General features: G+C 59.9%; 18 protein-coding genes. 12 read left to right on the top strand and 6 right to left on the bottom strand.

Going from position 1 to position 14,050, the window contains the following annotated elements; genetic code table 11:
• Positions 1-92 precede the first annotated feature (92 nt).
• From QM600_RS26590 to QM600_RS26610, 5 genes are all read left to right on the top strand, one after another.
• Positions 93-1,226 carry an acyl-CoA dehydrogenase family protein gene (locus QM600_RS26590; protein ID WP_283264767.1) on the top strand — a complete coding sequence of 378 codons (1,134 nt, stop codon included), beginning with the start codon at positions 93-95 and terminating at the stop codon, positions 1,224-1,226.
• Between the two features lie 130 nt (positions 1,227-1,356).
• The gene (gene htpG / locus QM600_RS26595; RefSeq protein WP_283264768.1) at positions 1,357-3,285 is read left to right on the top strand and encodes a molecular chaperone HtpG; all 1,929 of its coding nucleotides are present in this window, start codon (positions 1,357-1,359) and stop codon (positions 3,283-3,285) included.
• A gap of 143 nt (positions 3,286-3,428) precedes the next feature.
• Positions 3,429-3,968 (top strand): DinB family protein, encoded by a 540-nt coding sequence (locus QM600_RS26600; protein ID WP_283264769.1) that lies wholly within the window; start codon positions 3,429-3,431, stop codon positions 3,966-3,968.
• Positions 3,969-4,016: 48 nt separating this feature from the next.
• Positions 4,017-5,630, top strand: a complete 1,614-nt coding sequence (locus QM600_RS26605) for an FAD-binding oxidoreductase (RefSeq protein ID WP_502943112.1) — start codon at positions 4,017-4,019, stop codon at positions 5,628-5,630.
• Complete coding sequence (locus QM600_RS26610) at positions 5,627-6,544, top strand: diacylglycerol kinase (RefSeq protein ID WP_283264770.1); 918 nt, start codon at positions 5,627-5,629, stop codon at positions 6,542-6,544. The genes QM600_RS26605 and QM600_RS26610 overlap by 4 nt, the downstream gene beginning before the upstream one ends.
• 11 nt (positions 6,545-6,555) lie before the next feature.
• On the opposite strand, the gene QM600_RS26615 is transcribed toward QM600_RS26610, so the two are convergent.
• The gene (locus tag QM600_RS26615) at positions 6,556-6,969 is read right to left on the bottom strand and encodes a winged helix-turn-helix transcriptional regulator (protein ID WP_283264771.1); all 414 of its coding nucleotides are present in this window, start codon (positions 6,967-6,969) and stop codon (positions 6,556-6,558) included.
• Between the two features lie 82 nt (positions 6,970-7,051).
• Here QM600_RS26615 and QM600_RS26620 point away from each other — a divergent pair, with 82 nt between their 5' ends.
• Genes QM600_RS26620 through QM600_RS26635 form a run of 4 tightly spaced genes read left to right on the top strand, consistent with a single transcriptional unit; the run spans position 7,052 to position 9,277 of the window.
• Positions 7,052-7,858 carry an NAD(P)H-binding protein gene (locus QM600_RS26620; RefSeq protein ID WP_283264772.1) on the top strand — a complete coding sequence of 269 codons (807 nt, stop codon included), beginning with the start codon at positions 7,052-7,054 and terminating at the stop codon, positions 7,856-7,858.
• A gap of 3 nt (positions 7,859-7,861) precedes the next feature.
• The gene (locus QM600_RS26625; protein ID WP_283264773.1) at positions 7,862-8,095 is read left to right on the top strand and encodes a gamma-butyrobetaine hydroxylase-like domain-containing protein; all 234 of its coding nucleotides are present in this window, start codon (positions 7,862-7,864) and stop codon (positions 8,093-8,095) included.
• Positions 8,067-8,393 (top strand): TauD/TfdA family dioxygenase, encoded by a 327-nt coding sequence (locus tag QM600_RS26630; protein ID WP_283264774.1) that lies wholly within the window; start codon positions 8,067-8,069, stop codon positions 8,391-8,393. Before QM600_RS26625 ends, QM600_RS26630 begins: the two co-directional genes overlap by 29 nt.
• 44 nt (positions 8,394-8,437) lie before the next feature.
• Positions 8,438-9,277 carry a potassium channel family protein gene (locus QM600_RS26635; RefSeq protein ID WP_283264775.1) on the top strand — a complete coding sequence of 280 codons (840 nt, stop codon included), beginning with the start codon at positions 8,438-8,440 and terminating at the stop codon, positions 9,275-9,277.
• Here QM600_RS26635 and QM600_RS26640 read toward each other — a convergent pair.
• Positions 9,249-10,448: a metallophosphoesterase gene (locus tag QM600_RS26640; protein ID WP_502943113.1), complete on the bottom strand. Its 1,200-nt coding sequence runs from the start codon at positions 10,446-10,448 to the stop codon at positions 9,249-9,251. The genes QM600_RS26635 and QM600_RS26640 overlap by 29 nt on opposite strands.
• 80 nt (positions 10,449-10,528) lie before the next feature.
• Here QM600_RS26640 and QM600_RS26645 point away from each other — a divergent pair, with 80 nt between their 5' ends.
• The gene (locus tag QM600_RS26645) at positions 10,529-11,143 is read left to right on the top strand and encodes a DUF6461 domain-containing protein (RefSeq protein ID WP_283264776.1); all 615 of its coding nucleotides are present in this window, start codon (positions 10,529-10,531) and stop codon (positions 11,141-11,143) included.
• Here the strand turns inward: QM600_RS26645 and QM600_RS26650 are convergent.
• Both QM600_RS26650 and QM600_RS26655 read right to left on the bottom strand, forming a co-directional pair.
• A complete protein-coding gene (locus tag QM600_RS26650; protein ID WP_283264777.1) occupies positions 11,132-11,521 on the bottom strand; it encodes an RNA-binding S4 domain-containing protein in 390 nt (129 codons plus the stop codon). The genes QM600_RS26645 and QM600_RS26650 overlap by 12 nt on opposite strands.
• A gap of 40 nt (positions 11,522-11,561) precedes the next feature.
• The gene (locus tag QM600_RS26655; protein WP_283264778.1) at positions 11,562-12,131 is read right to left on the bottom strand and encodes an MFS transporter; all 570 of its coding nucleotides are present in this window, start codon (positions 12,129-12,131) and stop codon (positions 11,562-11,564) included.
• An 11-nt stretch (positions 12,132-12,142) separates the two neighbouring features.
• Between QM600_RS26655 and QM600_RS26660 the strand changes: the two genes are divergently transcribed.
• Together QM600_RS26660 and QM600_RS26665 are read left to right on the top strand one after the other, a co-directional pair.
• A complete protein-coding gene (locus tag QM600_RS26660; RefSeq protein WP_283264779.1) occupies positions 12,143-12,358 on the top strand; it encodes a MarR family winged helix-turn-helix transcriptional regulator in 216 nt (71 codons plus the stop codon).
• Between the two features lie 35 nt (positions 12,359-12,393).
• On the top strand, positions 12,394-12,795 hold the full coding sequence (locus tag QM600_RS26665; RefSeq protein ID WP_283264780.1) for a hypothetical protein: 402 nt from the start codon (positions 12,394-12,396) through the stop codon (positions 12,793-12,795).
• 6 nt (positions 12,796-12,801) lie between these two features.
• Here the strand turns inward: QM600_RS26665 and QM600_RS26670 are convergent, their stop codons facing one another.
• Positions 12,802-13,677 carry an oxygenase MpaB family protein gene (locus QM600_RS26670; RefSeq protein ID WP_283264781.1) on the bottom strand — a complete coding sequence of 292 codons (876 nt, stop codon included), beginning with the start codon at positions 13,675-13,677 and terminating at the stop codon, positions 12,802-12,804.
• 158 nt (positions 13,678-13,835) lie between these two features.
• The coding region (locus tag QM600_RS26675; RefSeq protein WP_283264782.1) for a 3-hydroxyacyl-CoA dehydrogenase family protein at positions 13,836-14,050 on the bottom strand (215 nt) is incomplete at its 5' end.

A 14,050-nucleotide genomic window follows, 5' to 3' on the forward strand; every position in this document is an offset into this window, starting at 1 on the left:
TGAACTACCGGAAGGTTTCCATCTACAGCGGATCAAGTGAGGTGCAGCGCTCCATTATTGCCTCCTCGATCCTCGGATTGTGAGTATCTGAAATGGATTTCGAACTCAACGACGAACAGACCATGCTGCGCGACACCACACGCGAGGTGCTCAGTCGCAGCTACGACGCAGAGAAGCGCAACGCCGTGTCGGCTACCGAGGCGGGGTGGAATCCCGATGTGTGGAAGCAGTTGGCGGAGCTGGGTCTGCTCGGTCTGCCGTTCGCCGAAGCTGACGGCGGCATGGGTGCCGGTCCGGTCGAGACCATGGTCGTGATGACCGAACTCGGCCGCGCACTCGCCCCAGAACCGTATCTGGACGGTGTCCTGACGCCGGGCGGTGTGATTGCCGTAGTCGGTTCCGCTGACCAGCGGTCGCGTTACCTGCCGTTGCTCAGCGAGGGGACTGCTGTGTCTGCCTTCGCTCATACAGAACCCGGTACACGCTGGCCGGTTACAGCCGTATCGACCACGGCAACAGCTTCCGCAGCGGGATGGACAATCAACGGCGTCAAAAACCCTGTCCTGCAGGGTGGCAGCGCCGATGTCGTGATCGTGAGCGCGGCTCTGCCTGACGGTGGCACCGGACTCTTCCTGGTGGATGCCGAGGGCGCCGGTGTTTCACGCACCGCGTACACGACGCATGACGGCCGACGCGGCGCGCAGTTTGCCTTCACCGATGCTGCCGCAGAACCTCTCGGCGAAGGCGGCGACGCCACGGCGGCGATTGTCGGGGCAGAAGTGCGGGCACAGGCAGCTTTGTGCGCCGAAGCGATCGGCATCATGACCGAGGCATTGCGTCTGACGACGGAATACCTGAAGCAGCGTAAGCAGTTCGGTGTTCCGCTCGCGAAGTTCCAGGCTCTGACGCATCGCGCCGCGGATATGTACGTGACGCTCGAACTTGCGAGCAGCATGAGCCTGTACGCCACCATGTCCATCGCTGATGGTGTCATCGATCCCGCTGTTGCGTCGCGGGCGAAACTGGCTGTCGGGCGCGCAGCGCATCAGATCGGGCAGGAAGCCATTCAGATGCACGGTGGAATCGGCATGACAGCCGAATATCCAGTCGGACATTACGTCTCGCGGCTGGTTGCCATCGAGCACACGCTGGGTGCATCCGACGATCACCTGCGGGTGCTGGCCGGCAATGTTTCGAACTACTCGATGGTCAACGTCGGCGAGTAGTACGGATTCTTAGGCGAGAAGGCCACGCAGGTTTCTGCGTGGCCTTCTCTCGTATTCGAAGGGCTCGGTTCGACGTTGACGCAGTGGCGTAAAATGCCGGTGACCAGTCCGAGAAGAGAAAGGGATCGAAGTGACCGCGCATACCGAGCAGCTCGAGTTCCAAGCAGAAACACGTCAGCTGCTGGATCTGATGGTTCATTCAATCTATACGAACAAGGACAGTTTCCTTCGTGAGTTGATCTCCAACGCTTCGGACGCGCTGGACAAACTCCGTCTCGAGTCGTACCACGACAAGGACCTCGATGTGGACGTCTCCGACCTCCACATCGAGGTCGATATCGACAAGGACGCACGCACTCTCACTATCCGCGACAACGGAATTGGCATGTCGCGTGACGAGGTCATCGACCTGATCGGCACGCTCGCCAAGTCCGGTACCGCCGAGGTGCGTCGTAAACTCAAGGAAGCCAAGGATGCCGCTGCATCCGAGGAGCTGATCGGCCAGTTCGGTATCGGCTTCTACTCCACTTTCATGGTTGCGGAGAAGGTCACACTGCTGACCCGTCGCGCCGGCGAAGACCATGCGACGCGCTGGGAGTCCACCGGCGCGGGCACGTACACGCTCGAGCATGTCAACGAGGCGCCGCAGGGTAGCTCCGTGACGCTCCACCTGATGCCTGAGGATTCCGAGAACGGCCTGCACGACTACACGTCGGAATGGAAGATCAAGGAACTGGTCAAGAAGTACTCCGACTTCATCGCGTGGCCCATCCGCATGGATGTCGTGCGCACGTCGACGCCGGCTGAGGGTGAAGAGCCTGAGGTTACTGTCGAGGTTGAGACCATCAACTCGATGAAGGCGCTGTGGACGCGCTCCAAGGACGAGGTGTCCGAGGAAGAGTACAAGGAGTTCTATCGTCACGTCAGTCACGCTTGGGACGAGCCTCTCGAGGTCATCCCGATGAAGGCTGAAGGCACGTTCGAATATCAAGCGCTGCTGTTCATTCCGTCGACAGCGCCGTTCGATCTCTTCATGCGTGAGCGCAAAGCCGGCATTCACCTGTACGTCAAGCGCGTCTTCATCATGGACGACTGCGAAGAGTTGGTTCCCGATTACCTGCGCTTCGTCAAGGGTGTCGTCGATGCACAAGACCTCGCGCTCAACGTCTCTCGCGAGATTCTGCAGCAGGATCGTCAGATTGCGGCCATCCGTCGCCGTCTGACCAAGAAGGTCCTCTCGACGATCAAGGACATGAAGGCGAACGCGCCCGAGAAGTACTCGACCTTCTGGGCCGAGTTCGGGCGCGCGCTCAAGGAAGGCCTGATGGCCGATGCCGACAACCGTAAGACGTTGCTGGACATCTCATCCTTCGCCTCCACCAACAGTGAAGAGGGCGTCACCACTCTCGCCGAGTACGTCGAGCGGATGAAGGACGGTCAGGAGCAGATCTACTTCATGACCGGCGAATCTCGCCACCTCATCGAAAGCTCCCCGCACATGGAGGCTTTCAAGGCCAAGGGCCTCGAGGTTCTCGTTCTCACCGATCCCGTCGACGAGATGTGGGTCGACGCGGTTTCCGACTTCGACGGCAAGACCTTCCAGTCGATCGCCAAGGGCGAGGTCGATCTCGACACCGAAGACGAGAAGAAGGCGGCCGAGGCCGAGCGCGAGGAGAAGGAAAAGGAATTCGGTGCACTGCTGACGTGGCTGACCGAAACCCTGTCCGACGACATCAAGGAAACGAGGTTGTCGACGCGCCTCACCACGTCGGCTGCCTGCATCGTCGGCGACGCGTTCAGCATGTCGCCGACACTCGAGAAGATGTACCGGGCGTCGGGACAGCCGGTTCCGCACAGCAAGCGGATCCTCGAACTCAACCCGTCACATCCGCTCGTGACAGGTCTGCGCGCCGCCCAAGCTGCGGAAGGTAGTGCCGAGAACCTCACCGAGACTGCGCAATTGCTGTACGGCATGGCATTGCTTGCCGAGGGCGGCGAGTTGAGCGATCCCGCTCACTTCACGCGTCTGCTCGCTGATCGTTTGGCTCGCACAGTCTGATCTGTTTGAGCTCGAAGAACTCCCGGTATCCATCTGGTGCCGGGAGTTTTTTGTGCAGAATTTCTATTGAGGACCGTTCTTGTCCGCAATAGCTTCTAGCGTGGTTGTTACGAGCAAGGTCCGCCTAGGAAAAGGAAATACCGATGAATGCACCGATCAGTACCGTCACCGGCGAGCGCGCAGACTTTCTCGAGAGTTTGCGCCGGCATCGCGAATTCCTTTTGTTCACGGTCAAGGACCTGACCGACGAACAGGCCGCGTCGCATCCGACTGTGAGCGAACTGTGCCTCGGCGGATTGATCAAGCACGTGGGGGAGATGGAGCGAGGATGGGCCAAATTCATCGTGGAGGGGCCGACCGGATTGGGCGGAGATTTTGACCCTTCGCAGTGGTCGGAAGAGATGCAGAAAGAGCGCGCGAACGAGTTCGCAATGGTCGGCGACGACACAGTGGAATCCATCGTGTCCGAGTATCAGAGGATCGCAGCCCGGACCGACGAGTTGGTGACCTCGTTGGACAGCCTCGATATTGCGCATCCGCTACCGAGTGCGCCCTGGTTCGAGCCCGGAGCGCAGTGGTCGGCGCGACGTGTTCTGCTCCACCTGATTGCGGAGACTTCGCAGCATGCGGGACATGCAGACATGCTCCGGGAAGCGATCGACGGTTCCAAGACCATGGGTTAATGTCCGAAATTCCGTTACACATTCACTAAATGTGTAACACTGGTAGGTATGAGCACTGAAAAATCTTCGCTTCAGCCGCCGATGCAGTGGGACGCCTGGGGCGACGCGTCCAACAAACGCTCACTGTCGGAGGCTGTTCAGTCTCTCCTGACGCAGTTCCTGGGTGTCTCGGCGCCGACGGAACCACGGAAGGGCCTCGATGACGTCCTGGTGGTGCCGTCCGCACTCGCGCAAGGGCATGTCGATGCACTTGTCGAGATTGTCGGTGCGGAGTTCGTCAGGGTCGACGATGTCTCGCGGATCCTGCGAGCGGGCGGTAAGAGCACTCCGGATCTGCTCCGCCGACGCCGCAAGGGGCCGCAGGAAGCTCCCGATGCGGTGGTCACCCCGGGCACCGTTGCCGAGGTCGAGCAGATTCTTCGGTACTGCTCGGCCAACGCCATCGCAGTTGTTCCCTTTGGTGGTGGCACCAGCGTTGTCGGTGGGCTCGATCCCATCCGCGACGGATTCGACGCGGTGCTTTCGCTGGATCTGCGCCGGTTCGATGAGCTGACGGATCTGGACGAAGAGTCCGGCATCGCGACGTTCGGCGGCGGCACGACCGGGCCTCGCGCCGAGGAATTGCTCCGTGAACACGGATTTTCGGTGGGGCATTTCCCGCAGAGTTTTCTCTTCGCGACACTCGGCGGATTTGCCGCGACTCGCTCTTCCGGACAGGCTTCGGCTGGGTACGGACGCTTCGAGGACATGGTTCAGGGCCTCACGATCGTCACACCGAGTGGTGTGCTCGAAACAGGCCGGGCACCGGCATCGGCTGCCGGCCCTGATCTCGGGGAATTGTTTGTCGGTTCCGAGGGAACATTCGGGGTCATCACGCACGTCCGCGTTCGAGTTCACGCGTTGCCTGAGACGACAGTTCGTGAAGGCTGGAGTTTCCCCGACTTCGCTACCGGCGCCGCAGCATTGCGTGAGTTGGTCCAAGAAGGTTCGGCGCCGACGGTGCTGAGGTTGTCCGACGAGGCGGAGAGTGGCGTCAACCTGGCGACCACCGACAAAATCGGTGAAAATGCTTTCACCGGTGGATGTCTCGGTATCACCACCTACGAAGGTACGGCGTCGCACACGGCTGAGCGTATGGCAGAGGCCCGCGCAATCCTAACGGCACAGGGAGGCACCTCACTCGGTGAGGAGCCCGGAAACAGTTGGGAACACGGACGATTCAACGCGCCGTATCTGCGCGATGCACTACTCGATGCCGGTGCGCTGTGTGAAACTCTCGAAACTGCGACAACCTGGGGCAACCTCGCGAATCTGCGTTCCGCGGTTACCGCGGCCCTGACTACGGCATTGGTCGAGCAGGGTACTCAGCCGCTCGTGATGTGCCACATTTCGCACACCTACAAGACTGGTGCGTCGCTGTACTTCACAGTTGTCTGCGCTCAGACTGCCGATCCCCTCGAACAGTGGAAGAAGGCGAAGACCGCTGCCGGTGACGCCATCATCGCTGCCGGTGGCACGATTACCCACCACCATGCCGTCGGCGCGGACCATCGCCCGTGGATGAAAGACGAAATCGGCGAATTGGGCGCGAATATTCTTCGTGCAGTAAAGAATGCAGTTGACCCTGCCGGAATCCTCAACCCTGGGAAGCTCATTCCATGACCGAAACCCGCTGTCCGATCGAGAAGGTTACCGTCCTCATCAATCCGATGGCGGGACATGGGCATGCGCCCGAAGCCGGTCGTAAAGGTGTTGCACAACTGCGTTCTCGCGGAATTGCCGTCACCGAGATCATCGGCACCGATGCCGACGACGCCAAGAAGCTCGCGATGCGAGCAATCGCGGAGGGTACCGACGCCCTGGTGGTGGTCGGCGGTGACGGTGCCATCAGCATCGGATTGCAGGCGGCAGCGTTGACCGATACCCCGATCGGACTCATTCCGGCCGGTACGGGCAACGATCATGCCCGCGAATTCGGTATTCCCACAGGCAATCCGGAGGCGGCGGCCGACGTCATCGCCGATGGGATCGTTCAGCAGTCCGATCTCGCGAAGATCACCTTGGGCGACGGAAGCATCGTGTGGTCGGGAACGATCATCGCCAGCGGCTTCGACTCGATTGTCACCGAACGGGCCAACCAGATGTCCTGGCCCAAGGGGCCGATGCGGTACAACTTGGCCATGGTGGCGGAATTGGCCAAGTTGCGTCCGTTGAAGTATCGAATTGAACTCGACGACGAGGTTGTCACCGTCGATGCGACTCTCGTCGCGGTCGGCAACGGGCGCTCCTACGGCGGCGGCATGCTCATTACCCCCGGTGCATCCAAGTCCGATGGTCTACTCGATGTCACTGTGGTTTCGCACACCTCCAGATTGCGTTTGATGCGGCTGTTTCCGAAGGTATACAAGGGAACTCACATCGACCTCGACGCCGTGCAGACCTACCGATCGAAGAAAATTCGGCTCGAATCCGACGGCATCATCGCTTACGCTGACGGTGATCGGGTCGGTCCGCTGCCTGTCATGATCGAAGCAGTTCCGGCGGCATTGAGGATTTTGACTGCCGTACCGGTGTGAGCTCGGTTGGGTTAGCTGATGCCGGAATCCGGATGCGTTGTGTCCCATTGATGGCGGGACTCGGCGATGGCATCTTTGTTCGCCAATGACCAGTCGGCCAATTGCTTTACGAGGTGGGTCAGGCTCTCGCCGCGGTCGGTCAACTCATATGTCACGGATACCGGCACGGTGGGATACGCCGTGCGTAGAACTAGTCCGTCCCGCTCCAGCCTTCGCAGAGTGAGCGTCAACATGCGCTGAGAGATGCCATGGATCGCGCGCTGGAGTACACGGAATCTGCGTGGTCCCGAGGCGAGTTCGACGATAGCCAGTACCGACCACTTGTCGCCGATGCGATCGAGGACATCTCGGATTCCGCAATCCGGGTGTTCGGGCAGTCCGCACGGTTCGACCAGCGGGGTTACCCCGGTGTGCCTTACTGACATCAAAGTGCCTCCTTGTGCGATCGGTTGTGGTTACCGACGATGAGTCTAGTTACTGATCAGAACCAGCAGAACGGCCTATTACATGCTTCTTGTTACCGGTGCTTCCGGACAACTCGGCTCACTTATCCACTCCCGACTCGTAGATCTGGGGCTTGATCCGCTGGCGGGGACGCGCGAACCCACGCGGTTCGGTGCACTCGGACGAGCGATGGATTTCGACGACGAAACGAGCCTGGACTTCACAGGGGTGGAGACGCTGGTTCTTATCTCTGCGGGTTACGCCGAGGACGACGTCGTCATCGCACGCCACGACAGGGTCATTTCCGCCGCCGAAAAGTTTGGTGTCGGTCACGTCATTTACACAAGTCTGACTGTCGCCGGCGACCACCTCGCCTTTGCGCTGGCTCATCGCTGGACCGAACGCAGACTGCAGGAGAGCACAGTGTCATGGACGATCCTGCGCAATGGCCTGTATGCAGAATTGTTCGGGCAGTTGGCAATACCCGCTGATGGAATAATCAGCGCACCATTTGGTGATGGTTCGCTGGCCGCAGTCGCTCGAGAAGATCTGGCCGACGTTGCGGCAGCAGTGGCGTCGAATCCGTCGCTGCATCAGAACGCGGTGTACGAACTCGCAGGCGCACAGGCGATCACGGCTGCAGATCTGGCGAAGGAGATCGGGGCGGTCTATGAGCCCGGCTCGCTTTCGGCCACTCGGGCGAGCCTCGACGCCGGGGGACTACTGCCGTTCCAGCCGCCGATGCTCGTGTCAATCTTCTCGGCGGTGGCAGCGGGGTTCTTAGGTAGTACTCAGACTGACCTGGAGAAACTTTTGTCGCATGAACCGCGCAATATCCTGGCCATCGCTGCGAAGGCGGCTCAGTGGTAGTGCATGTGGGCTGCTCACTCGAATAGGGACGCGCCGGACACCCAGGTCGATATCGCAGTAATCTGGTTGCGCGACAGTTGTCCCTGCCCGGAAAGCCGCGGTGTCGGCAATGGGCAGAAGTTGTTCAACATCGTCGACTTGCCCGTGGACACTCGGGTCGAGCGCGTTCGGATTGTGGGCCGGAACGTCGAGGTCGAGTTCACTCCGGATGGGCGCCGCGGCGGCGACGTTGCGTGAGAAGGATCATCGTGCATTCGACATCCTCACCGGGACCCCGGTGAGCTTCCGCTTCGATAGTGCCGACGCTCATCTGAGTACGGTGGCACCGATGATCACACTCGATCATTCCGGCCGGATATGCGAAATCCGATTCAATAATCGGTCGATGGTGGTGCCGCGCCTGGAGCCCGACCTAGCCCGCGAGTTCTACAGCGCCTACCGCACTTTCGCCGAGCTGCTGTACGCCCCCGAGGCTCAGCTCAACTTCCAGCTCGATGAACGAAAACTGAACGTATCGAGTCCACTATCCAACTGAATGCTTTTGCCTCGTAAGTAAGGACAGAATGCGAGACTGCTGCGATGGTGATCGATAATTCGAAGTCGGTAGACCGGACCTCCGACGAGCGTGTGTGGACCAGCGAACGGTGGCAGTCCACTACTGATATGCCTCTGATTGCGACGGCACTGTTCTATCTGTTCGCGTACGCATTTCAAGTGTTGGTCCAGCCCGCCGGAATCCTGGGTACCTTTATCTGGTGGTCGCTTGTTGCAGCGTGGGCTGTATTTACCGTCGACTATCTCGTCCGGTTGTCTCTGGCGAGCAACCGCTGGAACTGGTTTGTGCATCACCTTCTGGATTTGGCGATGGTGGTGCTTCCGATGTTCCGGCCATTGCGACTTTTGAGGCTTGTCACACTTCTCGCCGTCATGCATCGTTCCAGCGGCGCCACGCTTCGTGGCCGGGTTGTGTTCTATGCGATTTCAGCGACGGCGCTGTTGATCGGCGTTGCGGCACTTGCCATGTTGGATGCCGAGCGTCATGCCGACGGTTCCGAGATCAGAACCTACGGCCAGGCACTCTGGTGGGCGATCGTGACCGTGACAACCGTTGGCTACGGCGATATTTCACCAGTCACCGTGACGGGGCGAGTGATTGCGGCGAGTCTGATGATCGGCGGAATTGCTTTGCTGGGTATAGTGACTGCCACCCTGGCGTCGTGGTTGCTCGAGCAGATTGCAGAACAAGACGACGCAGCTCAGAGCGCTACCCGCAAACAGGTTGCTGACCTTGCCGAGCAGGTTCGACTTTTGGCGCAGCGGTCTGATCAAGGTTCTCTCGAGCATGTGGGTACCAAAGAATTGCGTCGTGAACTGGAACGCCGTGAACTGGCTAAGTCGAATGCAGTGTTAGCACAGTGATTTCGCTGGGCGCGAAGATACGCAACGGTGGTCCCCAGAAACCTGAACCACGGCTTGTGTACAGCTGGGTGCGTTCGCCATGGCGACTGAGTCCGTGGACGGTGGGCTGGTCGAGACGGACCAGGAAGTTGAACGGCCAGATCTGCCCGCCGTGTGTGTGGCCTGCAATTTGTAGGTCGACGCCCGCGGCTTCGGACTGGAAAACCTGCTTGGGTTGGTGCGCCAGCATCAGCACCGGAAGGTCGGGATCGGTTCCGGCAAGAGCCATTTCGAAGTTTGCGCCGTGACCGGCCATCTTTGACGACTTGGCGGTGGCGTCGTCGACACCGGCGATGACCAAGCTGTCACCACCACGTTCGACGACAATGTGCTTGTTGTGTAGCGGTTCCCAGCCAATGGAGTCCATGTAGTCGAGCCAGCCTTGGGCCTCGCGGGGGTATTCGTGGTTACCCGTCACGTAGACGCTGGCGAGTTCGGCTCGAATTGTGGCGAGCGGTGCCGCCTGTCCGCGGCGTTGCTCGACGGTACCGTCGGCGATATCGCCGACGTGGGCGACGATGTCGGGGCGCAGTTCGTTTATGGCGGCAGCGACGCCTTCAGACCACTTGGTGCGGTTGATCGGACCGAAATGTGTATCGGTGACGGCAACAACTCGGGTGCCGTCGAATCCTTTGCCGAGGCGAGGAATCGTAACGTCCACATACTTGATTCGAGGTACTCGCATAGCTTCCCGATTGCCCCAGATCACGAGAACCGCGGACACGATGATGACGGCTCCGGCTACCCATCGGGAGCGTGCCGGGTCGTCCACACCTGCCAGACCTAGTGCGAATCGCACGAGATTCCCGATCACAGACCACGCGAACAGGACCCAGATGCCGCCCAGAATGGAGTCACCCACCAACCCTGCCCAATCGAGGTGGCGTCGGCCGTGGCTCAGTACCAACATCACTGGCAGCGTTACCAGGGGCAGTGCGAAGGCTGCGGTTCCCAACGCGGTGACGGGAGTCGGCCAGTCCGTCCCTGACATCACCAGCGTCCACCAAGGGACAGAAAAAAGGATCAGCAGGATGGCGACTAGCGTCGCCGTGATCTTGACCGCCCGCAATGGCCTGCGAGTTGCCTGCGAATCGAGCTCGATCGTTGTCTCTGGCGACAAGGGAATACTCACCACGTCAATAATAAGTGAATTTCTGTGGCTGGATCTCAAACGATCACGGCCGGCTCCCCGACGCTGTAGCGTCGACCTATATGTCGGTACCCACATATCGTGACTACGCTTGGACAAGAGATCGTCCGGACCTGTTCGAGGCCTTCTGTCTGAGCATCATCCCGAACGCCACTGCGGAACAGGTTCTTGCTGCCCTCCCGACCCCAGCGAGCACACTGATCGGCACATACTCGGACCTGAATGAGCGTGCGTTCGACAACGTCGGCCGGGGAGCGCCTGACGTCGTGGGACTGCTCGAGTACAAATCTTCGGTTGTGATGTTCGAGCCCAACGGAGTGCTCGGCATTAATCCGACGATTATGCAGCCGCTATCCTCCGGACGAGAGATTGTCAGCAATTATGCAGGCGGACACGGTGTATCCCATTTTTACTGGTTCGTCGACGGGGCGGTACGAACATCGTTCGAGCCGCTGTTCGCGCACTCCCGTGAGGGTACCGAACCGGATGCGTTGCTGCCGTTGATGTCCCAGATCGGAGGCTTCAATCTCGATTCTCCGGAGACTGAACCGGACGAATACCTTGATGACGAAGCAACTTTCGCACTGTGCGAAGCTGTCACCGGCATCCGTGTCACGGACACCCTCCTGCTGGAATCGACCTATGTTCTGGCCGATATACCGACGTCAGAGATTTAGACCTCGAAGCTTCTCGAGATCTCGCCGTTCCCGCTTGGTGGGGCGGCCCGCGCCACGATCGCGTGTCGGTATCGACGCCAGGAGTTCAGGGGGCGGAGGTGGCGGTGAATTGTCTTTCAAACAGTCGGTAACCAGGACCGCGCCGACGCGTTTGGTGATCGGTTTGACCACGAGAACGATGCGTTCGACGCCGGACACTCGCACCCGAACCTCGTCGCCGGCTTTGACTTGCTGAGCAGCCTTCGCCGAAGTTCCGTTCACTCGGACGTGGCCGGAGCGGCATGCGGCCGCAGCCTGGGAACGGGTCTTGAACAGGCGGACAGCCCAGGTCCAACTGTCTACTCGGACGCTGATCGCGTCGGAAGGTAATTGGGCCATGGCGACGACGATACCGGCCTCGCAATGTTTGCCTGAGTGGCTAGGACACCTTGACGGCAGTGGGAGCTTCTATGGACTCATCTTGTCCGATGTCGGCGAGCTGCTCGATACCTGATTTGTTGCCGAGAACTGCGTTCGGGATGAAGATGACGCAGATCAGGGCGATCACGGCGAACGGAACGGCGATGAGGAAGACTTCTCCGATGCCCTGTCCGTACGCGGATTCGACTATGTTGCGCACTGCGTCGGGCAAGGTATGCAAGTCGGGGAGCGTGCCGTCCGTCAGCCCACTCGCTGATCTTGCTATGTCTGATTCTTGAAGGCCGTTGTCGATCTCGGTATCGACTCGTGTGGAGAGTAATGCTCCGAGCACTGCTCCGAGCACTGCTACAGCGAGGGCGCCGCCGAGGCTGTGGAAGAACGCGGCGGCAGAGTTGGCCGCGCCGATCTCGAGGACGTTCGCGGCATTCTGTACGACCAGGACAAGGTTTTGCGACATGATGCCGAGTCCGATGATCGGTGTGGCAAGGAAGATTACGACGTACGGGCTGTCCACCCGCAGGGTCGAGAGCAGGATGGTGCCGACGGACAGACTGGCGATGATCGCCAAGGTGACGACAGTTGGCTGCTCTGGTCAAGGAGGGCTATCTGGTCTCCGAACCTGACCCTCATGACGGCCGGGTGGCGCTGTTTTCGCCGACGCCGGATGCAGCAGCGAAGTTCGGGGACGTGAGCAAGGCCAGGCGTGACGGGATCACCGACATGCTCGCGGGGTGGACGCAAGAGGATGTGTCGACTTTCGTCACATTGTTGGAGAGATTCGCTCAATCCGCATAGAGCGTTGAGTTCGGTCGGCCAAAACATCTCCGCCCGTGACGCTTTCGCGGGACGGTAGCTTGGCGTCCGGCTTTGCCGGACAACTTGATGCAGGTGGTGCAGAACTCTTGACGAAGACGAAAATCTGGTGGTCGATCGGGGCCGTGTTGGTGTTCTTTGCCGTCGTCATGGCGGCGGTGCTGTGGGGGAGATTCGGACCGGTCCCCGACGGCGTCGTTGTATCGACGCTTCACCTGCCGCCCGATACGAGTGTACATTTCACTTCGGAGGGCGAACCGGTTTTCGGGCGATCGAAGCTCTCGAGTTCGGAGTGCTGGCTGGTGCAGGTGCGTACCGAAGGTGGGGAGATCGTCGAGGTGTGTACTACCGAAGAGCGTTGGAGCGAAATGACTTTCGGCGTGGAGTTCACCGCATCAGGTGGGGACCGTAAGCGCTGAGGTGACTTAAAGGCCCTGCTTGCGAATTCCGGCGTAGGCGCGCGGAGCGTATCGCAGGCGTGGCGGAAGCAGGTGCCAGAACCGATCCGTCATCGTCATGGCGCGTGCGAACCACGTGTAGATCCGCTGGTCGCGCGCAGTCCATTCCCATTCGAGTATCGCGCGTGCTTTTTCGGGCATCAATGCCTTTGTGAGCCAGTTTGCAGCGACGGTTGTGGGACGGCCGATGATTTTCCATAACCACGGCGGTACCCCCGGCGCGGGTGCGATTCGATGTTCCGAAATGCGGCTCGACCACTGGGTGGTCTGTGTGTTGATGAGCTGGTTGTCGAGCATGTCTTCCCAGTATGTCTGGAAGCTTGCATAGTCATCGAAGGCTGGACGATCGGTGAGACCGTAACAGCGCCACCAAGTTACGGCCTCACGGATAACTTGGTCCTTCTGTGCCGGTGTGAACTTCTTGTACGCGAACCGTTCGTTGAAATCGAGAAGCACTTCGAAGAACGTGACGTGTGTCCACCAGAAAGTATCGGGTGCGAGTGCGTGGTAACGCTGGCCGGTTTCGTCGATTCCCTTGAGATCCTTGTGGAAGTTGCGGACAACGGTGCCGGTGCCTCGATCATGCTGGTCGTAGATAACGCCGTAGATGGGTGGCAATGATCGGAACAGGCGATCCAGGGGATTGTCGAAGAAGTTCGAATGGTCTTGCAATGCTCCGCTTACCGCTGGATGCATGTTCTGCAGGGTTCCTGCACGTCCGAGGTACAGCAATCCGCGGATGTCGCCGAAGTGCTTCCACGTCAGTGAGCCGGGTCCGATCGGAGCGGCTCGGAGTTCTTGTGACTCCGGGCGTTGCGAACGAGTATCGGCGTCACTGGTCATGTCGGCGGACCCTTCTGGATCTTATGACAACGCTCGTTGTCATAAGATGCACTTTCGCGGCACCACGCGAAAATGTCAATAGCTGGAGCACTCACTCGGATACAAATCCGGCCCCATACCGTCGAAAGGTATGGGGCCGGAAGTGAAAGGCGAAGTGGTTACGCGTAGTCGTAGAACCCGCGACCGGTCTTCTTGCCGAGGCGGCCGGCGTCGACCATGCGACGCAGCAGTGCCGGGGGAGCGTAGTGCGGCTCGGCAAATTCTGCATACAGCGACTCTGCCGCTGCGAGAGCAACATCGAGTCCGACGGTGTCGAGGAGCGTCAGCGGGCCCATCGGGTAGCCGCAGCCGCCCTTCATGGCCTCGTCGATGT

The sequence above is a fragment of the Rhodococcus sp. IEGM 1379 genome (genome assembly GCF_030056815.1).
GTDB lineage: Bacteria > Actinomycetota > Actinomycetes > Mycobacteriales > Mycobacteriaceae > Rhodococcus_F.